20 protein-coding genes and 2 tRNA genes are annotated in these 22,744 nt (G+C 31.2%); 14 read left to right on the forward strand and 8 right to left on the reverse strand.

Annotated elements, in window-relative coordinates:
* Positions 1-4: 4 nt before the first annotated feature.
* From OS188_RS02010 to OS188_RS02025, 4 genes are all read left to right on the forward strand, one after another.
* Positions 5-892, forward strand: a complete 888-nt coding sequence (locus tag OS188_RS02010; protein ID WP_267147144.1) for a DnaJ C-terminal domain-containing protein — start codon at positions 5-7, stop codon at positions 890-892.
* A 2-nt stretch (positions 893-894) separates the two neighbouring features.
* Positions 895-1,191 (forward strand): chaperone modulator CbpM, encoded by a 297-nt coding sequence (locus tag OS188_RS02015; protein ID WP_267147145.1) that lies wholly within the window; start codon positions 895-897, stop codon positions 1,189-1,191.
* 119 nt (positions 1,192-1,310) lie between these two features.
* Positions 1,311-2,414, forward strand: coding sequence for a transporter substrate-binding domain-containing protein (locus OS188_RS02020; RefSeq protein ID WP_267147146.1), 1,104 nt, complete (start codon positions 1,311-1,313; stop codon positions 2,412-2,414).
* 64 nt (positions 2,415-2,478) lie between these two features.
* The gene (locus tag OS188_RS02025) at positions 2,479-3,054 is read left to right on the forward strand and encodes a GNAT family N-acetyltransferase (protein WP_267147147.1); all 576 of its coding nucleotides are present in this window, start codon (positions 2,479-2,481) and stop codon (positions 3,052-3,054) included.
* A 57-nt stretch (positions 3,055-3,111) separates the two neighbouring features.
* Here the strand turns inward: OS188_RS02025 and OS188_RS02030 are convergent, their stop codons facing one another.
* Genes OS188_RS02030 through OS188_RS02040 form a run of 3 tightly spaced genes read right to left on the reverse strand, consistent with a single transcriptional unit; the run spans position 3,112 to position 5,714 of the window.
* Complete coding sequence (locus OS188_RS02030; RefSeq protein WP_267147148.1) at positions 3,112-4,098, reverse strand: MlaD family protein; 987 nt, start codon at positions 4,096-4,098, stop codon at positions 3,112-3,114.
* 59 nt (positions 4,099-4,157) lie between these two features.
* Positions 4,158-4,937 (reverse strand): ABC transporter ATP-binding protein, encoded by a 780-nt coding sequence (locus OS188_RS02035; protein ID WP_267147149.1) that lies wholly within the window; start codon positions 4,935-4,937, stop codon positions 4,158-4,160.
* 3 nt (positions 4,938-4,940) lie between these two features.
* Complete coding sequence (locus OS188_RS02040; protein WP_267147150.1) at positions 4,941-5,714, reverse strand: MlaE family ABC transporter permease; 774 nt, start codon at positions 5,712-5,714, stop codon at positions 4,941-4,943.
* A 195-nt stretch (positions 5,715-5,909) separates the two neighbouring features.
* Here OS188_RS02040 and OS188_RS02045 point away from each other — a divergent pair, with 195 nt between their 5' ends.
* Both OS188_RS02045 and OS188_RS02050 read left to right on the forward strand, forming a co-directional pair.
* The gene (locus OS188_RS02045; RefSeq protein ID WP_267147151.1) at positions 5,910-6,668 is read left to right on the forward strand and encodes an NYN domain-containing protein; all 759 of its coding nucleotides are present in this window, start codon (positions 5,910-5,912) and stop codon (positions 6,666-6,668) included.
* 6 nt (positions 6,669-6,674) lie between these two features.
* Positions 6,675-7,562: a ChaN family lipoprotein gene (locus tag OS188_RS02050; RefSeq protein WP_267147152.1), complete on the forward strand. Its 888-nt coding sequence runs from the start codon at positions 6,675-6,677 to the stop codon at positions 7,560-7,562.
* A gap of 66 nt (positions 7,563-7,628) precedes the next feature.
* Here the strand turns inward: OS188_RS02050 and OS188_RS02055 are convergent, their stop codons facing one another.
* Positions 7,629-8,246: a nucleoside deaminase gene (locus OS188_RS02055; protein WP_267147153.1), complete on the reverse strand. Its 618-nt coding sequence runs from the start codon at positions 8,244-8,246 to the stop codon at positions 7,629-7,631.
* A 658-nt stretch (positions 8,247-8,904) separates the two neighbouring features.
* Here OS188_RS02055 and OS188_RS02060 point away from each other — a divergent pair.
* The 6 genes from OS188_RS02060 (at position 8,905) to OS188_RS02085 (ending at position 14,193) form a co-directional block, all read left to right on the forward strand.
* Positions 8,905-10,269 (forward strand): tyrosine-type recombinase/integrase, encoded by a 1,365-nt coding sequence (locus tag OS188_RS02060; protein ID WP_267147154.1) that lies wholly within the window; start codon positions 8,905-8,907, stop codon positions 10,267-10,269.
* 138 nt (positions 10,270-10,407) lie between these two features.
* Positions 10,408-10,671 (forward strand): hypothetical protein, encoded by a 264-nt coding sequence (locus OS188_RS02065; RefSeq protein WP_267147155.1) that lies wholly within the window; start codon positions 10,408-10,410, stop codon positions 10,669-10,671.
* A 23-nt stretch (positions 10,672-10,694) separates the two neighbouring features.
* A complete protein-coding gene (locus tag OS188_RS02070; protein WP_267147156.1) occupies positions 10,695-11,306 on the forward strand; it encodes a hypothetical protein in 612 nt (203 codons plus the stop codon).
* A gap of 93 nt (positions 11,307-11,399) precedes the next feature.
* Positions 11,400-11,660: a helix-turn-helix domain-containing protein gene (locus tag OS188_RS02075; protein ID WP_267147157.1), complete on the forward strand. Its 261-nt coding sequence runs from the start codon at positions 11,400-11,402 to the stop codon at positions 11,658-11,660.
* Between the two features lie 10 nt (positions 11,661-11,670).
* Positions 11,671-12,984, forward strand: a complete 1,314-nt coding sequence (locus tag OS188_RS02080) for a DUF3987 domain-containing protein (protein ID WP_267147158.1) — start codon at positions 11,671-11,673, stop codon at positions 12,982-12,984.
* A 177-nt stretch (positions 12,985-13,161) separates the two neighbouring features.
* Complete coding sequence (locus tag OS188_RS02085) at positions 13,162-14,193, forward strand: DUF6371 domain-containing protein (RefSeq protein ID WP_267147159.1); 1,032 nt, start codon at positions 13,162-13,164, stop codon at positions 14,191-14,193.
* A gap of 209 nt (positions 14,194-14,402) precedes the next feature.
* Here the strand turns inward: OS188_RS02085 and OS188_RS02090 are convergent.
* The 3 genes from OS188_RS02090 to mutS all read right to left on the reverse strand — a co-directional run bounded on the left by OS188_RS02090 (position 14,403) and on the right by mutS (position 17,313).
* Positions 14,403-14,486, reverse strand: a tRNA-Leu gene (locus tag OS188_RS02090).
* A 25-nt stretch (positions 14,487-14,511) separates the two neighbouring features.
* Positions 14,512-14,583 (reverse strand) — tRNA-Gly (locus OS188_RS02095).
* Positions 14,584-14,679: 96 nt separating this feature from the next.
* Positions 14,680-17,313 (reverse strand): DNA mismatch repair protein MutS, encoded by a 2,634-nt coding sequence (gene mutS, locus OS188_RS02100; RefSeq protein WP_267147160.1) that lies wholly within the window; start codon positions 17,311-17,313, stop codon positions 14,680-14,682.
* Positions 17,314-17,579: 266 nt separating this feature from the next.
* Between mutS and OS188_RS02105 the strand changes: the two genes are divergently transcribed.
* On the forward strand, positions 17,580-18,119 hold the full coding sequence (locus OS188_RS02105) for an RNA methyltransferase (RefSeq protein WP_267147161.1): 540 nt from the start codon (positions 17,580-17,582) through the stop codon (positions 18,117-18,119).
* 188 nt (positions 18,120-18,307) lie between these two features.
* On the opposite strand, the gene folK is transcribed toward OS188_RS02105, so the two are convergent.
* Positions 18,308-19,450 (reverse strand): 2-amino-4-hydroxy-6-hydroxymethyldihydropteridine diphosphokinase, encoded by a 1,143-nt coding sequence (gene folK, locus OS188_RS02110; RefSeq protein WP_267147162.1) that lies wholly within the window; start codon positions 19,448-19,450, stop codon positions 18,308-18,310.
* Positions 19,451-19,754: 304 nt separating this feature from the next.
* Here folK and OS188_RS02115 point away from each other — a divergent pair, with 304 nt between their 5' ends.
* Positions 19,755-22,448, forward strand: coding sequence for an AsmA-like C-terminal region-containing protein (locus tag OS188_RS02115; protein ID WP_267147163.1), 2,694 nt, complete (start codon positions 19,755-19,757; stop codon positions 22,446-22,448).
* Positions 22,449-22,744: the final 296 nt, after the last annotated feature.

The following is a 22,744-nucleotide window of genomic DNA, read 5'->3' on the forward strand; positions in this document are numbered from 1 at the left end:
GAATATGGCATATATAGATTATTATAAAATATTGGGTGTTCCAAAAAATGCGTCTGATAAGGACATCAAAAAAGCTTATAGAAAATTAGCTAGAAAGTACCATCCAGATTTAAATCCTAACGATAAAGTAGCTGAAAAGAAATTCAAGGAAATTAACGAAGCTAACGAAGTTTTAAGTCATCCAGAAAATCGTAAAAAATACGACGAACACGGGAAAGACTGGAAACATGCTGACGAATTCGAAAAAGCCAGACAACAGCAACAACAGTATCAAGGAGGGAGACAACAGCAATATTCAGGCAATTTTAACGAAAGTGATTTTTCAGATTTTTTTGAATCCATGTTTGGCGGTGCTTCCAGACAAGGAGGCCGTAGTACCATGTTTCGTGGACAAGACTTTAATGCCGAATTGCAACTGGATTTAAAAGATGTTTATACCACACATAAACGCACATTAACAGTCAACAATAAAAATATTAGAATTACTATTCCTGCCGGAGTAGAAAATGGTCAGACAATTAAAATTACTGGCCATGGTGGAAAAGGAGTAAATAAAGGTCCTAATGGCGATTTATATATAAAGTTTGTTGTAGTAAACAACACTAATTTTAAAAGAGATAAAAGCAACCTGTACACCACAGCCGATTTAGATTTATACAAGTCTCTTTTAGGAGGAGAAGTTACTGTAGATACGTTTGATGGGAAGGTGAAATTAAAAGTAAAACCCGAGACCCAAAACGGTACTAAAATAAAATTAAAAGGCAAAGGGTTTCCTGTTTATAAAAAAGAGGGACAATTTGGAGATTTATACATTACTTATAATATAAAGACTCCTACTAACCTGACAGAGAAAGAAAAGGAATTATTTACTGAATTAGCAAAATTAAGATAATTATGGACAGAGAGAATTTAATATCAATACAAGAATTTTGCACGCTTTATAAGGTTCCAGAAACGTTTATAACATCCTTGTATGAATACGAATTAATTGAAATTACAACAGAAGAAAACACTCAGTGTGTTCGTATAACTCAAATAAAGAATATCGAAAAACTCATCAGATTTCATTACGAAATGGATATTAATTTGGAAGGAATACATGCTATTTCAGGTTTATTAAACCGAGTAGAAAGCCTGCAAAAAAGAATAAAGGAATTAGACAATAAGTTGCGTTTTTATGAAGAGAAATAAAAAAATTTCTTATTTTAGGTTTAAATCATATTAAATTAAATACCATTTAAACAAATACGCTAATAAAATTTCTATTTAAAATTAGCTATGTTTATTCCATTTATTTCAAAATACACTTTATGCAAAAAACAAATAATTTTAAATTATTAGTCTCTTTAATCTTTCTATTCTTAAGTTTTAATTTCCAACTTCAAGCACAATCGGAATTACAATCAACCTTAAAAGACACCTTAATAGTTGGTGTAGCTGGAAGCGAACCTTTTGTTTTTGAAAATAATGTGGATAGAAAAGGAATAGCGGTTAATATATGGGAAGATTTAGCTTCCGAAGAAGAATGGAATTACAAATACGTAAATTTTAGCCAGGTTGACGAAGCCTTGCTTTCATTAAAAAAAAATGAATTAGATCTAGTTGTTGGTCCAATTAGCATAACCTCAAGACGTTTAGAAGACATCAAGTTTTCTCAACCTTTTTATAACTCTAGTTTAACCATAGTTTCCAGAAACGATAAGCTTGATCTTTGGCAAAAGATAAAACCTTTCTTTAGTGCCAAACTCTTGATGGCCGTATTAGTTTTCTTAATAATCTTAGCCTTTGTGGGTACTTTATTATGGTATGCGGAACGTAAAAAATCTCCAGAGCAATTCTCAAGCGATCCAATACATGGAATTGGCACAGGAATGTGGCTGGCAATAGTAACCATGAGTACCACAGGTTATGGAGACAAAGCGCCTATTACTTTGGCAGGTAGAATAATTGCAGGTAGCTGGATGGTAATTTCTATTATTTTCGCGACATCCATGGTGGCTGGAATAGCGAGTACTCTAACACTCACATCGCTTGGCACATCGACCATTACAAATATTGAACAATTAAAAAATAAAAAAGCAGCAACTATTTCTGGTTCTCCTTCTGAAGCATTTTTACGTGAATATAATACTAAAGTAGTTATTGTAGATGATCTAGATGATGGCTTTTCTAAATTAAAAAACAAAGAGGTGGAAGCTGTTGTGTACGATAGACCTCAACTCTTATACTATCTAAACAGCCATAACGAAGAAGACCTGCATATGGCTAAAGCAGAATATTACAAATTGGGTTACGGCTTTGCGTTTCCATTAAACTCTCCCCTTACTTACAAAGTGAATAGAGGTCTTTTAGAACTTGCCGAAGATCAAGAAATCAAAGCCTATCTGGATACATATCTAGGGAAAGATGAGTAAAGAAAAATTATTTTTCACCAAAGACTTACTTTTAAACTAAATTCTAAACTCAGATTTTATAAACATGATAATTAGAAAAGCCAAACCAGAAGACGCAGAAGTAATTGCCATCTGTATGATGTTAGCAATGGAAGATTTTGTTTTTCAATTTATTGGAGAAAACTCTACTAAAAAAGGGACTGAATTTCTAGAATTACTTATAAGTAAGAAAGCAAATCAATATTCTTTTGAGAATTGTTGGGTGGCAGAAAATGATGGCGAAGTTATTGCTGCTGCCAATATTTATGATGGAACAAAACTAATTGAACTTAGAGCGCCGGTTGCAAAGGCAATCAAATCTATGTTTGATATTGATTTTAATCCTGAAGACGAAACTCAACCCGGAGAGTTTTATATTGATTGCGTTGGTGTAAATCCAAGCCAGCAAGGCCAAGGTATTGGATCAAAAATATTTCAATTCTTGATCGATGAGTATGTCTATAATAGAAATAAAACAATAGGCCTACTTGTTGATAAAGATAATCCTAATGCTAAAAAGTTATACTTAAAATTAGGGTTTCAAGTTATGGGTGAAAAAACTCTAACTGGAAAAAAACTAGAACACCTTCAATTTAGTCATAGTAAAGAATTTAAAAATTAGTTATAAGTCTCTTGATTTACAATTCCCTTTCATTCTTGAAGAGATAAATAGCGACGATTATTTCTTTTCTTTTTCAGCCTTTCTTTCTTCTTTTTCTAATTTTCTAAAATACCCACGAGTCAAGAAATTATGTTTTAAAGCTTCCATGTTTTCATTAAATTTCTCGGTGCCTTCATTAATATTTTTAATGGTTTCATCTAATTGCTTCACAAGATCAGGATCATTAGATAAGTAATTTATTGCGCCTTCTCCATCTTTTACATTCGTAATAGTTTCATTTAAATTAGTAATTACAGTCTGAATTTCTACACTTGAAGTTTCTAGATTAGTAATAATGCTCCTAACCTTATTAGCTTCTGTAGTATCGTTTAATAATACACCTGCCACACTTTCTTCTAAATCTATCTTGCTTATAAGCGAATTAAGATGCAGCATGGTTCTATTAGCTTCGCGACTAGTAAGCTTTAAATTATTTAAAGTTTTCTTGATATCGTTTGCAGCTACCGAATCGTTAATGAGCATACCTAAAGTACCTCTCCCCTTTGTTATATCATCTACAATACTCAATAATTTTGACGTTAATAGGGCTGCATTTTCATTGGTAGTGTTTAAAGTGTTTAACATTTCTCCAGTTCCTATTTTAGTATAAGTACTAATTACATCTCCTTGACTTATGGGGGCTGCAGATCCTTCACCCGGAATAATATTAACTAACATATTACCTACTAAACCATCAGAACCAATAGTTGCGATAGCATCTTTTTTTATATGCTGAACCATTTTCTCGTTAATAATAAGCTCTACATTAATTGTAGAATCGTTTATCATATTAATATTTTTTACCGTTCCTACATTAATTCCAGAATAACGTACATTATTTCCCTGCATAAGCCCATTTACATTATTAAAATTTGCGCTTACGGTAAAGGTTTTATCGAACATATTTTTGTGCTCGCCAATAAAATAAATGGCTGTTATAAAAATAACCAAGCCAATAACTACGAAAAGTCCTAGGTTAAATGTCTCTTTTTTTGTTTTTTTCATTGACTTATTTGTAATTCATTCCCTTGATTTTAACATCTCGACAGGGAATTTCAGTTAAACTATTTAAAAAACGCTTTTATTTGTTCTTCATTAGAAGAAGCCAATTCTGCAAAAGTTCCTTCAGCATAATTAGTACCATCTACCAATAAAATCATTCGTTCACTTACTACTCTAGCGCAATCCACATCATGCGTAATAATTAAGGAGGACGTTTTATATTGTTTTTGTACCCGTCTCATCAATTCAATAATTTCTTTAGACGTTATGGGGTCTAATCCACTTGTTGGCTCATCGTATAAAATAATTTTTGGTTTTAAAATTAATGCTCTGGCTAAAGCAATACGTTTTTGCATTCCTCCTGAAAGTTCGGAGGGCATTAAATTAATAGTATGTGCCAAACCAACACTTTCTAAAGCTTCCATTATAAGTGGTGTTGTGTCTTCTACTGTTCCAAATTTTGCTTTATGTCTTCGTAACGGAAACTCTAAGTTTTCTCTTATTGTCATGGAATCGTAAAGTGCATTTCCTTGAAATAGAAATCCAATTTCTGTACGAGTATCGTCTAATTCGGCCCGATTGAGTTTGGTAATATCCTTCCCCATAACTTTAATACTTCCAGAATCTGCCGACATTAAACCGACAAGACATTTTACCATGACGGATTTCCCTGCTCCAGACTTCCCCATAATTACCAGATTTTCTCCCTCATAAAGTTCTAAATTAAATCCGTTTAAAACATGGTTATCACCAAAGGACTTTCTTAAACCTACAATTTCAAGCATAAGCTTTCTGTCTTGCATATTTTTAGAAGTATCAAATATGTTTTCGGTTTGATTCATTTGTTAAATATCAATAAATATATCGGTTACAAAAACAGCTATAAAATCCAAAACAAATAAAAGCATGGAAGCATAAACAACTGCCGAATTTGCAGCCATTCCAACTCCAACTGTTCCTTTACTGCAAGTATAACCTTTAAAGCAACCTACGAGTCCAATAGCAAAACCAAAGAAATAAGTTTTTATAATTGCAGGAAAAATATCGCTAAACTCTAAAGCATTGAAAACCTTATTAAAATACAAAACAAAAGACACGTCTCCTTTTGTATTTTCAATTAAATAAGATCCAAAAAGTGCTACGGCATCTCCAAAAAGAACTAAGATTGGAAGCATAAGCGTGGCAGCTAAAATTCTTGTAACCACCAAAAACTTAAACGGGTTTGTACCTGAAACCTCCATGGCATCAATTTGCTCCGTAACTCTCATTGAGCCTAACTCTGCACCAATTCCAGAGGCAATTCTTCCTGCAAAAGTTAGAGCTATTATTACAGGACCAATTTCTCTAATAATAGAAATACTAACCATAGAAGGCATCCAAGATACGGCACCAAACTCTTCTAAGGTTGGTCTGGTTTGAATGGTTAATACTAAACCTATAATAAATCCAGTAACTCCTACTAATAATATTGACTTATTTCCTATGTTATAACACTGCTTCAACAGTTCTTTTAACTCGAAGGGTCTAGAAAAAACTTCCTTAAAAAAACGCCCAGCAAAATATGAAAGTTCGCCAATTTCAATAAAAAAAGATTTAAAAACGCTCTTAGATTTCTGCATATTGCAATTGTGTCTGTCTCTCAAAGATAAGCTATAGTCCATGAAATTAAAAGTTATCTCAAGAGGTTTTAAATCTTTGTTTACATATTCCTGAAAATTTTAAAAGTAATTTCCTTCATTTTATTATCTCAGTTTATAAATACTTATAGATAAATCAATATCTTGTAAAAATCTTGAAAAAATACCATGGACAACATGAATTTGAATTTAGCAGTACTTATAGATGGAGACAATATCCCATCGGCTTATGTAAAAGAAATGATGGAGGAAATTGCAAAATATGGCAATCCTACCATTAAAAGAATTTACGGAGATTGGACCAAACCTCATCTTTCTAAATGGAAGGATCTCTTATTACAAAATGCTATTACACCTATACAACAATACGCCTATACCACTGGAAAAAACGCTACAGATTCCGCTATGATTATTGATGCTATGGACATTCTCTACTCTAATAAAGTGAATGGTTTTTGTTTGGTTTCTAGCGATAGTGATTTTACAAGATTGGCAACTAGATTAAGAGAAGCTGGAATGCAGGTGATTGGAATTGGAGAAAAAAAGACACCAACTCCGTTTATTGTAGCCTGCGATAAATTTATTTATGTTGAAATATTAAGAACTCAATCTGAAAAGAAAGACGAAACTAGCAGCAAGGATAAAAATAAAGACAGCATCGATAAAATTACACCTCAAGTTATTAAATTAATCTCTACAACTATTGATGATTTATCCGATGAAGACGGCTGGGCATTTCTTGGAGATGTTGGAGGTTTATTACAGAAGAAACAACCTAATTTCGATTCTAGAAACTATGGTTTTGAAAAATTAACACCTTTGATTAAATCTACCGACAGTTTTGAAATAGAACAAAGGGAAACCCCTAAAAGCAAGCATAAATTAATTTATGTGAAGAACATTGAAAAGTCAAAAAAGAAGTCAAAAAAACAATAAACCTACATGAAACAAATACTACTAACAGGATTTTTTACCATAGTTTTTCTAAGTGCATCTATGGCTCAAAAACACAAACCAGCTTACCAATTATTTAAAAACAACGGAAAATCGGCTAATTATGAAAAAATGATTAGCGATTTAGCTAAAAGTGATATGGTTTTTTTTGGGGAATACCACAACAATCCAATTTCGCATTGGCTCCAATTAGAAATGAGTAAAAGTTTCTTCGAAATTAAGGATGACAAACTATTTTTTGGAGCTGAAATGTTTGAAAATGGCAACCAATTGGTTTTGAACGAATACCTAAACGGTTTCTATCCTGAAGATAAAATGCTCCCAGAAATCACCCAATTATGGAGTAATTACAAAACAGATTATAAACCATTAGTCGATTTTGCTAAGGAGAATAAATTACGCTTTATAGCCACCAATATTCCTAGAAGATATGCCTCTATGCTGCATAAAAAAGGCATGGATGCTTTAAAAGAATTAAGTCCAGAAGCTCTTGCTATGGTAGGTCCCGACTTAGAAGCTTATTTTGATCCAACAGTAAAAGCATATGCGGAAATGGCCGACCACATGGGTGGACACGTACCTCCAAACATGCTGAATATTCAAATAGCTCAGGCCTCGAAGGATGCCACCATGGCCCACTTTTCTCTTAAGAATTTTAATGATGGAGATTTACTTTTTCATTTTGGAGGCTCTTATCATTCCAATTACAATCAAGGTATTATTTGGTGGATTAATAAAATCCAACCTGGTATAAATATAAAATCGGTTGCAACACTTATGCAATCTGAATGGGACGAGATGAGCAAAGAAGATAAAGCGGAAATAGCGAATTATATTATTGTTGTTGCAGATAATATGACACAGACAAAAAGATAGTTATTAATACATACTAACTTAATTTCTAGAAAGTAATAAGCATCTAAATTTCTAGGAACTACATAATTATTTTTGGTAATAACTTTGGTGCATTTTTTTAATTTGATCTAGAAGTTCTCCTTTTCCAGGACCTTTTATAGTCCCATTTTTAATAATTTCTCCAGCAGGAATAAATATAATAGGAGCTGGTGCTACGTCAAACTCCGCTAACCATTCTCCCAATTGTTTTGCCGAACTCAAATAATAAAGACCACCTATTTGAGCCCAAGCATGAGCTCCAGCACACATTGGACAATGCTCGCCTGTGGTGTACATTTTAAGGTTTTGGCGTTCTTCTAAACTTAAATTTTCTAGTGCCCAATGAGCCAACTCAATTTCAGGATGAGCCAAGACATTTTTTTCGTTTACACGGTTTCTAGCTGTCGCGATAACTTCATTCTTAGAGTTAACCAAAACAGATCCAAAAGGCTTGTCACCGGCATCTAAAGATTCTTGAGCTAATTCTAAACAGTCCTTTAAAAATTTTAAATCTGTTTCCGTAAACTCAGTTTCTTGATCTAATTTATTCTGTGTCATAACATACTTTTTTTCAGAGTTATTTGTAGACTTTAAATGGTTCTCAGATTGTGTAAACGCAATCAAACTGGATAAAACAAATCCTAAAGTTAAGCATATTGTTCTCATAATTATATTCCTGTTTTGGTTCATTCAAATTTAAGTGATTATATAAATGATTTAAAATACGAATTAAATAGTTAAGAAAAGAATGTTCTAGAGCTAAGATGGTATCTATATTTTGAAAGCCTGTCTGAAAGTAGAAAGCATGACAGATAAACGGACTTGATTGCCCCGTGTCTCATATCAACATTTTGAGAAAAGCCAATCCAAAGCGTTAGATTACTTTTTTGTTTTAAAAATTTGCTTGAAAGTAGAAGCTTGACAGATATATGGGACTTGGCTGCGCCGAGTCCTTTATCAACATCTTGAGAAAAGCCGATTCATAAAAATGAATCGCTTTTTTATTTTAAAAATTTGCTAGAAAGCGAGCTTTCCCGCAAATTTTTAAAACAAAAAAGCCGAAACTTTCGTTTCGGCTTTTCATCTGTACTGAAGACGGGAGGATAACCCCCTTTATTTAAACACTTCTTAAAACGCTTTAAAACACACAAAAAGCCTTTGCAGTTAACACATTGCACTGTATATCAATACTTTTAGAAACATAAACTAAAAGTAACTAAAATTAAAGCAAATAAAATTCACAATACAAAAACCGTACAAGCCGTACAAAAATCATTTTTTTACTATTATATTTGTATTGTTCAAAATTCAATACTATATAATTATGGCTACTATTAATTTTTTATTTCGTTCTACAAGAAAAAGCGCACCTTTAACAGTTCGGTTATTATTTAGAGATAAAAAAGGAAAAGATCACACATTAAGCGCAAAAACAAAATATATCGTTTCGGCTGAATACTGGAAGTTTCACAATAAGAATTCTAAAGATGCAAGTATTAAAAGTCAAAAGGTAAAAATTAATGCAGATCTTATAGTTATTGAAAATTATCTATTGCAAGAATTTAACAAATTAACTATTAACACAATAAATAAAGACTGGTTAAAAAATCAACTTGAATTATTCTACAACCCTTTTACAGAAACAAAACAAAGTGACTTATTAATTGATGCAATACAACGTATTATTGATGAAGCACCAACAAGAAAAAACGGCATAGGTGGTTTAGGTTTATCTAAAAGTAGAATCAATTCTTATATTTCTTTAAAGAATATAATTACTGAATATCAAAAACAAAAAAGATTTAAGGTAAAAGATGTAGATATAAAATTTTCAAAAGACTTTTTAATATACTTACTTAACAAGAAAAACTATCAAAAGAGTTATGCCCTAAAAAAAATAGCAGACTTAAAAACGGTTTGCAATGATGCTTCTTTTTATGGAATAGAAACCAGCACGCAATTAAAAAAAATTGATAGTACTAAACCTCAAAATGAAAACATACTATATTTAAACCCTAAAGAATTAAAACAAATAGAAGATACAAACCTATTAAATGAAGCACATATAAACGCTCGTAAATGGTTATTATTAGGGTGCAATATAGGGCAAAGAGGTGGCGACCTTTTACAATTGAACGAAGCTAATTTTATTAATCGTAATGGTTTAGAGGTAATAGAACTGAAGCAACAAAAGACTGGCAAAAATGTAACCATACCAGTATTAGAAAAAACTAAAGAAATTATTAAAGCTGGCTATCCTTATAAAATATCAATACAAAAATTCAACAATTATATTAAAGATATCTGTAAACTTGCTGGAATTGATGAAATGATAAAAGGATCTAAAATCCTTATGGTAGATGAAAATAATAATGAAATACCTAAAGACAATAAAGGCAATTATATTTCAAAAGGATTTAAAAGAAAAATAGCTGGCACTTATCCTAAATGGGAATTAATGGCATCACATGTTTGCAGAAGATCCTTTTGCAGTAACTTATATGGAATATTACCAACGCCTTTAATAATGAGTGTATCGGCACATAGTTCAGAAAAAATGTTGTTAAATTATATCGGCAAAGATAGTTTAGATTATGCCCAGCAGATAGCAGACTTCTATACTTTGCAAGCATTAAAAGAGAAAAAAGAACCTCAACTTAATTTAATTAAAAAAGTAGCAAACCAATAAGCAAACCCTAATAAGGGGTATGGCCTTTAATCACTACGATTTTATATATCCCTACATCGCTGATTAGTCAGGATTTTACTCAGTGTAAAATTTATAGGGGGGGGGTATTAAAAAGATAACTATTTAAAAACAAATACAATGAATACAAAAAACCTAATTACGTTCAATTTCAGATCAACCGATCAATTAATTAAAGTACAAAACAACTTACTGGAGGTAATTGAAGATTTTAAAACTGATAGCGGTTTTTTTAATAGATACTTCCACATACTACCTTTTTTTAAAAATAAAGAAGATGCTTTTTTATGTGTAAACGTACAATATTTTAAAACCTATAATAAGTTTAAATATAATTCTTATGATGCTTTTAAAAACAATATAGAATCTATAAAAGTTGAATAAGTAGTAATATAAAAACCGTTCAAATGAGTAAAGGAATAAACAAACCTAAAGACAATGAATTAAGAGAAGACTTAATTTCTATTTTAGAAATAAAAGAGAGAATAAAAACACTTGATTTAATTAGGTTAAAAGAATTAGTTATTTATTTAGATAAATCTATTCAAAACCTATTAAAAACCATTACCAATAGAGGAATAGCTTGTCCTGATGAAAGTTTTGAATATACCGCAAAAAATTGCTTTCAATATGGGTATAATTATTATGATCTAATTTCTTTAAGAGAGTTTATATTAAAAAGAATAAACGAATTAGAACAACCTTTAAAAAATACCAACGACAACCAGCTGGAGGATCTTCCTAAATGGTTTCCAATTGGTTTAGGTTTTGCAACTGGAGAAATACAAGAAATGATAAACAAAGGTATTTCTGCAAGTCAAATAGCAATTAAACGAACTAAAAAGCGTAGTAATGCAAATTATGTTTCGTTTACAAGTAATAATACAACCGATCTAAAAAATATATATTCAGATTTTGACAAATTAGAATTAGTTTACAATTATTGTATTGAAAAGGATATAAATATTTGTAACGACTTTATGAATGCGTATAATATTAAATTAAAAGAATTGAACTAAAGTAAATCGTTACTGTAACGTTACTGTAACACCCCAAAATAGCAGTAAGTTAGGAATAGTTTTGTAGAATATTAATCATAAATATTTTACAGAATGAAAATACAAGTTGAATTACCAGCCGAATTAAAAGAAGATATTAATTTTTTAAAAAATCAAATATCTAATCTACAAGAAAACTTTACACCAAAGAAACCAAAAACATATTTAAGTCGTGCTGAGGTTTCAAAAATGCTAAATGTTTCATACGTCACATTAAATAAATGGAATCGTAGCGGCAAACTTAAAGCCGTTGGTATTGGTGGCCGTGTTTTATACCGTCAAGAAGATATTGACAATGCAATCGTTGAACTATAAAATCCGCTCAATGATGAAAACAACCGCAATACAAGTTCAAAAAAACAATAGCACTTTAAGTAATATTATTGATGCTGAATTTAGTTCAGATTTAAATTTTCCTACTGGTATTTTTCCTGAAGCAATACAAGAATTAATAAAAGACGCCTATAAAACCATTGGTTATAATCCTGATTTTTTAAGCACTGGTATTTTATCAATTTGCGCAACCGCAATAGGTAACACAACAAACCTTTTTAATGGTTCTTATTCAAGTCAACCAATTTTATGGCTGGCAATTATTGGCCGTCAAGGTATCGGAAAAACACATCCTTTAAATTTTAGCAAACAACCAATAGAACAAAAAGATAAACAGAATTATAAAATATTTCAAGAATTAATTAACACCTATGAAGATCAGGAAAAAAAAGGTAGTAAGCCTAAATATGTAAATTCAATACTTACAGATTTCACACCTGAAAAACTTGCTGAAGCATTACAAAACAATGAAAAAGGTATATTAATTTTTAAAGATGAATTAATAGGCTGGATAAATAGTTTTGACCAATATAAAAAAGGTGGCGACCAGCAGAAATATTTAGAGTTTTTTAACGGTGGCACATTAACAGTTGATAGAGTTTCTAAAGATCCGATAAGAGTAGAAAAAACGAATGTAAATATTTTAGGAGGTTTGCAACCAAAGAAATTAAAAGAACTTGCTGGAAATGGTCGAAATGATGACGGTTTTTTATCTCGTATGTTGTTTGTATATCCAACAAATTTAAAACCTGATTTATTTACTGGTGAATCAATACATCAAAGCCACGTTGATAATTACAATAGTTTTATAAATAATTTATATAATGCACCAGCATTAACTTTAAAAACTACTGATAGCCAAATTAAAATTTATAAAGACTGGCAACATAAAAAAATAAAGGAGTGTTTTAACGATGATTTAGAAACATCAATACAAGCAAAATTACAAACCTACGTTTGGCGGTTAGTTCTTGTAATAGAAATGATGCAACAAGCAACAATAAATAATTTTACTGAAACAATTTCAGATACCAGCATCATTAAAGCAATTAAACTAATTGAATATTTTAGAAATAATGCTTTAAGTGTAAACGACCGTATTTTATCAACTAATCCGCTGGAGGATCTTCCAACAAATAAGATAGACTTATTCAACAAATTACCTCTTGAGTTTAAGAGATCTGATGTACTTCATTTATTTGAAGATTATGAAATTAAAGGGGGTGCTATTGGTCGTTTTTTAAACAATAAATCCTTATTTATAAGAGTAAATTCTAAAGGAAACTATAAAAAGAAATTTACATAGTGGCAAAAGCGGTAAACGTGGCAACTAAAGTTTTTACTTTTTGAAAATCAATATCTTATAATATTTTCCTTTACCAAACCTTTACCACGTTTACCAAACCTTTACCAACTAAAAAACATCTTTATACCTTGCTATTGTTGAGGTTTACCATATTTACCAACTTTACCATATTTAAAAATGAATTACAGATATACACTTGATCCCAGTAGTAAAAAATATAGATGCAAAAAATGCAATAAAAACACATTGGTAAAATTTATAGATAATGAAACTGGAGAAACAATGAACGAAAATTTTGGAAGATGCGACCGACAAACAAAATGCGGTTTCTTTGAGATACCAAAAGGCAACCCAGCCAAAGAATTTGAATATAAATATGAAGCACCAAAACCAGTAAGTTATCACAATTACAATTTAGTTTCACAAAGTGGCCGAAATTATCAGAATAATAATTTTATTCAATTTGTTAAATCTTTGTTTGGATCTGAAGCAACCAAAGAAATAATAAAAAAATATTTAATCGGTACATCTAAAAAATGGAAAGGCGCAACGGTATTTTGGCAAATAGATAACCAGCAAAAAGTAAGGCACGGTAAAATAATGCTTTACAATCCTGAAACTGGTAAACGTCAAAAAAATGATTTGGGCAAAGCGTATATTTCAAGCGTAAGAAGTGTATTAAAATTAAAAGATTACAACTTAAAACAATGCTTATTTGGTTTACATCTAATAAATGAAACTGAAGACCGCAGTTGTGCAATCGTAGAAAGCGAAAAAACGGCCGTTTTAATGAGTTTATTTAAACCTGAATACGTTTGGCTGGCTACTGGTTCTAAAAGTGGTTTTAAATATGAATACTTAAAACCTTTAAGGAATTATAAAATTATTGGTTTTCCTGATAAAAGTGAATATAACGACTGGCAAAATAAAGCTATTGAATTAAAGAGTTTAGGCTTCAGTATTTCAATTAGTGAATATTTAGAAACAACCAATTACGAAAAAGGCACTGATTTAGCAGATGTATTAATAAATGAAGATCTAACTTATAACAAACCAGTATTAAAGAATCAGGAATTAAAAGAAATTGAATTTATAAATACACCTACTGAAAAATTAGTAAATAAATTAATTTTAAAAAACCATAATATTAAAACCTTAATAGATTTATTTGATCTTACAGATGAAGACGGAAACAAAATAAGAGTATAAAAAAAAGGCTACCAAAAAGGCAACCTTTACAACCGTTCAAAGTTCAATAATACAACAATGTATTACCGTTGTAAAGATACAAAATATAAGTATAAGCAGGAGAAGACTAAATAATCAACTTAAATAAATTCACAATACAAAAACCGTACAAATTGAATGGACTAAAATTAAAAAAGCCTTGAAAATCAAAAGATTAACAAGGCTTTTAGTACTGAAGACGGGACTTGAACCCGTACGTCCTAATGGACATTGGATTTTAAGTCCAACGTGTCTACCAATTCCACCACTTCAGCTTGGTATATTTTTATCAGCGTATAGAGCGAAAGACGGGATTTGAACCCGCGACCTCCACCTTGGCAAGGTGATGCTCTACCCCTGAGCTACTTTCGCAATTATTATGAACGGACAACCTCTCGATTGCGGTTGCAAATTTAGAATATTTATGTGAATACCAAAGCCTTTTTTAAAAAATTATGCAATTTATTTTTAAGCCATCTTTTTCTTGACCAACATCCGCTTAATTTCATTGAGTTTCATAAGCGCTTCCACAGGTGTAAGTGTATCAATATCAATATGTAAAATCTCATCTTTAATGTTTTCTAACAAAGGATCGTCTAAATTGAAAAAACTTAACTGCATGTCGTTATCTAAAGTTTTTACTTTTTCGGTTAACTCTTCGCTTGAATGAGATTGTTCAAGTTTTTCTAATATTTTATTAGCACGATGTAATACCTGCTGTGGCATACCAGCCATTTTAGCCACATGTATTCCAAAACTATGAGCTGAACCTCCTGGAACTAATTTTCTTAAGAAAAGAACATTATCTTTTAATTCTTTTACCGAAACATTATAATTTTTAATGCGCTCGAAGGTTTCGGTCATTTCATTTAACTCATGATAATGTGTAGCAAATAACGTTTTTGCTTTTGCCGGATGTTCGTGTAAATATTCGCTTATAGCCCACGCTATCGAAATCCCATCATAAGTGCTTGTTCCTCGCCCTATTTCATCTAATAGAACCAAACTTCTTTCGGATAGATTATTTAGAATGGAAGCTGTTTCATTCATTTCTACCATAAAAGTAGATTCTCCCATAGAAATATTATCGCTTGCTCCTACTCTGGTAAATATTTTATCCACCACCCCTATTCTAGCTTCTTTTGCTGGCACAAAACTTCCTGTTTGAGCTAAGAGTACAATTAAGGCTGTTTGCCTTAGTATGGCCGACTTACCAGACATATTTGGCCCAGTAATCATAATAATTTGTTGCGTTTCTCTATTTAAAAAAACATCGTTAGCAATATAAGCTTCACTTGGCGGTAGTTGTTTTTCTATAACTGGATGTCTTCCGTCTTTTATGTGTAAATCGGTAGAGTTATCAATTATTGGATATACATAATTATTATCGATTGCCAATTGTGCAAAACCGCATAAGCAATCCAATTGTCCAATTAAATTAGCATTTTGTTGAACTGGCTTGATATATTGCATCATCCAAACAATTAATTCTGAAAATAATTGTTGCTCGATAACTAAAATACGTTCTTCTGCACCAAGAATTTTGGCTTCGTATTCTTTCAGTTCTTCGGTAATATAACGTTCGGCGTTGACTAAAGTTTGTTTTCTAATCCATTCTTCTGGAACTTTGTCTTTATGCGTATTTCTAACTTCAATATAATAACCATACACATTATTAGAACCTATTTTTAAAGAGGTAATCCCTGTACGTTCGCTTTCTCGCTTCAGCATATTATCCAAATAGGTTTTTCCTGAGTGCGATAAACCACGGAGCTCATCTAATTCAGAAGAAAAACCTTTAGCAATAGTAAATCCTTTCAAAACGTTTACTGGCGCGTCTTCATTTAAAGTTTCCTTTATTTTTTCTCGAAGCACTTGACAGCCTTGAAGCGTGCCTCCAATTACTTTTAGAGAATCGTTGTCGCTACTAGAAGCCAACGCTTTAATTGGCACAATGGCTTCTAAAGAGTTTTTAAGTTGAATAACCTCTCTGGGATGCACTTTGGCCGTTGCCACTTTAGATATTAAACGCTCAATATCTCCAATATTCTTAATATGATTTTGAATTTTTTGAAGCTGTTGCGTGTTTTTAGATAAATAATCCACCACTTCATGACGTTGCTTAATTTGCTTCACATCTTTTAAAGGCAAAGCCAACCAACGTTTAAGCAGTCGACCACCCATAGGAGAAATGGTTTTATCAATAACATTTAAAAGTGTAACTGCATTATTATTGGTAGAATAATACAGTTCCAGATTTCTAATGGTAAATTTATCCATCCACACGTAATCGTCTTCAGCAATTCTACTAATAGCTGTAATATGCTGTAATTTGTTGTGTTGGGTTTCACCTAGATAATAAAGAATAGAACCCGAAGCAATAATACCTTCGTTTAAATCTTCTATTCCAAAACCCTTTAGAGTATTTGTGTTGAAATGTTTGATTAAAGTTTCATTGCAATAATCAATCTGATATACCCAATCTTCTAGGTGAAAGGTGTGAAAATCGTCTCCAAAAACCGTCTTAAAATGATTTCGATTTTTCTTAGAAACTAGAACTTCGCTGGGTTTAAAATTCTGAAGAAGTTTATCTATATATTCTTCATTTCCCTGAGAAGTTAAAAACTCTCCAGTAGTGATATCTAAAAATGAAATTCCTATTTTAGAATTAGACGTTGAGCTTGAAGAAGAACCAAAATAAACCGAACATAAAAAGTTATTAGACTTCGATTTTAGAACCTCATCATTAAAAGCTACTCCGGGAGTTACTAATTCGGTTACGCCACGTTTTACTATTGTTTTAGTTTGTTTAGGATCTTCTAACTGATCGCAAATAGCCACGCGTTCTCCAGCTTTTACCAGTTTTGGCAAATAAGTATTTAAAGAGTGATGTGGAAATCCTGCCAATTCGGTTTCACTCTCGCTTCCTGCTCCTCTTTTTGTTAATATAATTCCTAAAATACCTGCTGTTTTAACAGCGTCTTCACCAAAAGTTTCATAAAAGTCTCCCACACGAAACAACAATAAAGCATCAGGATATTTCACCTTAATGGCATTGTACTGTTTCATTAACGGGGTTACTTTTTTAGTTTTTTTCGTCATCTTATCTTTTTCATTTCCATAGAGGCAGAAATCCGTCAATGGATAAATCAATTTTATATGTTACTTTTGCGCTATATCTAGGGTTGCTAAAGTAATCATAATTTCATGTTTTGTAAAACCTAAGTTAGATAAGTTATTAATAATTGTTATTTGAAAATTGAGGCGAATTTAATAGTCCATAAAAGGTTATATAGCACTCTATTTCAAAGACTTTTACTATTCAATGCCTTGTAATAAATAGGTATGGAACAAAAAATAAAATTTTAATGCGCAAACTAAAAAATAGCGAATTAGACAGATTAAGTATTGAAGATTTTAAAGAAGTTAAAAAAACACCTTTAATTATTGTATTGGATAATATTAGAAGTTTAAACAATATTGGCTCGGTTTTTAGAACGAGTGATGCTTTTTTAATTGAAAAAATTTATCTCTGTGGCATAACTGCAACACCTCCACATAAAGACATACATAAAACTGCTTTGGGGAGTACCGAAACTGTTTCTTGGGAATATGTTGAAAACACCATAGACTTAGTTGAAAAACTTAAAAAAGACCATATTAAAATAGTGTCTATTGAACAGGCTGAAAACGCGACTATGCTTAACGACTTTAACCCGGTACAAAAGACAACATACGCTTTAGTTTTTGGAAATGAAGTAAAAGGTGTAGCTCAAGACATAGTTAGCAATAGCGATGTAGTTCTTGAAATCCCACAGTTTGGAACTAAGCATTCCTTAAATATCTCTGTAAGTTGTGGAGTTGTTGTTTGGGATTTGTTTTCGAAACTGACCGCCTTAAAAAGCTAGTGTTTTTCTTTTAAAAGAATCCAAATCTTTTCATCGGCATTTTGTTGTTTTGGGTATTATTCCTGGAATAAGCTAAAAAAGTCCAGACATTCAATGTTTAACTAAATCTCCTGTTTTTTATTAAGTAGTTTTAAAAATTTATGATGAATTTTATTACAAGTACAAAGAACTCTCCAATGTATACAATTCTACACCTCTTCGCTTTCTTTACTAATCTCTCCCAGAATCCATAGATAATCTTCCCTGTTTTGAACAAAATCTCTCTCGGAAATATCTATAATTTTTACATTTAATTCGGATTGGTTTTTTAAAAACTCTAAATAACCAATATTAATTTTATCTAAATACTCGTTAGCTATATTCTGTTCGTAATCACGTCCTCTTTTTTTAATATTTTCTTGCAAACGCTCTGTATTTTGATACAAATACACGTATAAATCTGGTTTTGCAATGTCTTTATACATTAAATAGAAGAGTTTTCTATAAAGTTTAAACTCGTCTTCAGGCAAGGTTATTTTAGAAAATATTAACGACTTATATATATCATAATCGCTAATAATAAAATCTTTAAAGAGATCTAGTTGCGCTAAATCGTCGCTAATTTGCTGATATCTATCTGCTAAAAAAGACATTTCCAGTGTAAAGGCATAACGTTTAGAATCTTCATAAAATTTTGGCAAAAACGGATTTTCAGCAAAGCGCTCTAAGATCAATTTTGCATTAAAATCGTTGGAAATCATGGTTGCTAAACTCGTTTTCCCAGCTCCTATATTCCCTTCAATGGCCATGTAATTATAAGTTGAAAACTGAAATTGCTTACTCGGGTTCTTTAACCAAATATTAATGGATTCTAATTCACTAGAATCTTCACATTCATCAAGTAAGCCTGTTATGGATTTACGCAGTATTGGATGTACAAATTTTGGAGCAATATCTGCCAATGGCTGTAAAACAAATCTTCGTTTAGAGAGTTCTGGATGTGGCACTTTAAGAATTAAGGAATCGATTATTTCTTCATCTACAAATAAAATATCCAAATCTAGAGTTCTAGACTGATAACCGGAATCGTCATTTCTTATTCTTCCCAGAGAAGTTTCAATTGCCAGCAGTTTTTCCATAACTATTTCTGGCTCTAAAAAGGTTTCAAAAATAATACAACAGTTTAAAAAATCATCAGCTTCAAAACCAATAGCAGGTGTATTATAAACTTTTGAGATACTGCTTATTTTTCCAATTTTTTTAAAAATTAGGCCCAGCCCATCTTGCAGATGCTTTAATCTGTCTCCTTTATTACTGCCTAAAGAAATGTAAAATTTACGTCGTGTATCCATTGAAAAAACAAATTAACTAAAAGAAACTTTAATAGTTTATATTTACCACGCCTATTTATTCACAATTTTATATGAACGCAACAGACAAACTTACTTCTAATCGATTCTTACATCTTTTACCTGCTTTAATTATATGATTAAGTTTCATGGCTCATCAATTTTGGATTATTTGTTCAAATAGCTTCAACCTAAAAAGAAACAAACAGATTAAACCGCTATAGTATTAAAGTTTTATTAAACTTTTGCTTTTCCACAACTTTGGACTTATTATATACGTATATACTTACATTAACCATCATATCACATGAAAAAAATATTAAAAATTACTGGAATCACTTTACTTGTTTTAGTGTTACTTTTAATTAGCATCCCGTTTCTATTTCAATCTAAAATAAAAGAGATTGTTAAACGTACCATTAACGAAAACTTAAATGCTCATGTAGAGTTTAGCGATGTTAGCTTAAGTTTTATAAGAAGTTTTCCTCAGGCACAAGTGGATGTTTCCGATTTAGTAATTACAAATTTTGAACCATTTAAAGATGAAACTCTAGCAACTGCTAAGACCATTTCGTTAAATATGTCTGTTAAGGAGTTGTTTAAAAATGCCGATGAAGGTCCTGTAGTTATTAACGAAATAAAACTAAACGAAGCACTTGTTAGTCTTAAAACAAATAAAAGAGGAGAAACCAATTATGATATTGCAAAAGAAAGCGAAGACAAGCTGGATTCTCCTGAAGATACTTCAAAAGGATTTACTTTAGATATAAAGGATTACGCCATAAATAATAGTGCACTTACTTATTTGGATGAAGGCTCTAATACAACTTTTTATATTACTGAATTTAACCATTCTGGAAAAGGAACTTTTTCTGGCGATGTCTCAGAATTGGATACAAAAACAAGTGCCCGAGTAAGTTTGAAAATTGATAGCACTGAATATTTAAGTAATAACGACTTTAAACTAGACGCATTAATAGGTTTAGATTTAACTAACAACAAATACACCTTTAAAGAAAACAAAGCTCTTATTAATCAATTACCAATAGAATTTCAAGGTTTTGTACAAATGTTGGAAGAAGGACAAGAAATTGATATTACTTTCGAAAACCCCGGTTCTGACTTTAAAGACTTTTTAGCTATTATTCCTAAAACCTATTCCAAAGATTTAGATAAAGTAGAGACTTCAGGAAACTTTAAAATAAAAGGTATTATAAAAGGGAATCTTACAGAAGAAACCATTCCTACCCTAGATATCAATATGGTTTCCACTAACGCCTCGTTTAAATATCCAGATTTACCTAAAGGAATTGACAATATTTCTATAAATGCTTCGGTTAAAAACACAACTGGCCTTATGGATGACACTTACGTGGACTTAAAGACATTAAATTTTAAAATTGACCAAGATGTATTTAAATCTACAGCAGTTATTAAAAACCTAACAAAAAACATTAGTGTAAACGCACATGTAGACGGGGTTTTAAACCTAGCTAACTTAAGCAAGGCCTACCCCATAGATTTAGACAACGAACTAACTGGAATTCTAGTAGCAAACTTAAACACTAATTTTGATATGGATGCTATAGAAAGCAATGCCTATCAACGAATAAAAAGCGACGGTAATCTAAGTATAAAAGGCTTCAAATTTGACTCGGAGGATATGGTAAATCCTATAGAGGTTTCGGAAGCTGCTATTGCTTTTAATCCTGGAATTATTAAGCTAACAACATTTAATGCTTCTACGGGAAAAAGTGATATTAAAGCCAACGGTGTTTTACATAACTTTCTAGGGTTTATCTTTAGCAATAAAAAACTAGAAGGAGATTTTAATGTAAACTCTAATGCTTTTTACCTAAGCGATTTTATGGAAGAAAAAGCTACAGAGAATTCAGAAAACAAAACAACAAGTCCTTCTGAAGCCTTCAAAATTCCTGCTTTTTTAGATTGTAAAATTCACGCAGATGCCAAAATAGTTTATTACGATAATTTAACCCTAAAAGATGTTAAAGGAGATCTCTATATAAAAGAAGAGAAAGCTGTTTTACGAAATATGAGTACTAATGTTTTTAACGGAAAATTACTATTGGATGGTTATGTAGATACATATCCAGAAACTCCAACCTTTGTTATGAATTTAGATATGAACCAGTTTGATATTTCCCAATCGTTTGACGGTCTAGAAATACTACAAAGCCTGGCTCCAATTGCAAGTGCACTTCAAGGAAAATTAAATAGCAATATTGCTGCAACTGGAAATTTAGGAAATGATTTTACTCCAGACTTAAATAGCATTAATGGTTCTGCCTTTTTCGAGCTACAGACTACCAAAATTGAACCTAAAAACGAAGCCCTTGTAAATGCTTTAAATAATGCATTGAGTTTTGTAGATTTTAGCAAATTGGATTTAAAAGACTTAAAAACCAACTTAACTTTTGAAAATGGTATGGTAAACATCACGCCTTTCGATGTTCATTATAAAGACATTGAAATAAATATTAAAGGGTCGCATAGTTTTACTAATACTATGGATTACAATGCTGTTTTTCAAGTTCCGGCAAAATATTTAGGTAGCGATATTAATAGATTGATTGGAAAAATAGACGACCAAGCCGTGAATAATATTTCTATTCCAGTTTCGGCAAATATTACTGGTACATTTAATAGTCCAAATGTTAAAACCGATTTAACAAGTGCTGTAGGCAATCTTACTAAACAACTTATTGAAATTGAAAAACAGAAATTAATAAATAAAGGGAAAAATCAAATTTTAGACCTTCTTGATGGAATGAATAGTAATCAAAACCAGAATACCCCTAAAGACTCTACAGAAACTACAACTCCAGCTTCCAGTCCAATAAAAAACATATTAGACGATATTATTAAAGGAGGTAATGCCAGTCCGAAGGATTCAACGGGAAACTCAAAACCTAAATCGATTAAAGACCTATTTAATTATCCAAATAAAAACAAATCCCCAAAAGCTGATTCTATAAACTAAAAGATAGGTCTACATAAAAATTAGAGAAGAATTCCAGTTTGCACTTAAAATAAATAGACAACATAGCTGATAATTATGTGTTTAATAACCTAATTGAGATATTTGTAGATATTACTCCCAATTGTTTTAGGGAGTAATATCTTCATGAATCTTGGATATAAAAGCGACTCAACCTCTTAATAATTTGTTAAACTTTACTGAATATCAACAGATTAACATACTCTTTATGAAAAGAATTACACTTTTATTTGGATTTGTCAACAAAAAGGTTAGATTGTTAGATTAACACTTTTAAA

Origin of the sequence: Xanthomarina sp. F1114 (genome assembly GCF_026410255.1) — a bacterium.
Taxonomy (GTDB): Bacteria; Bacteroidota; Bacteroidia; order Flavobacteriales; family Flavobacteriaceae; genus Xanthomarina.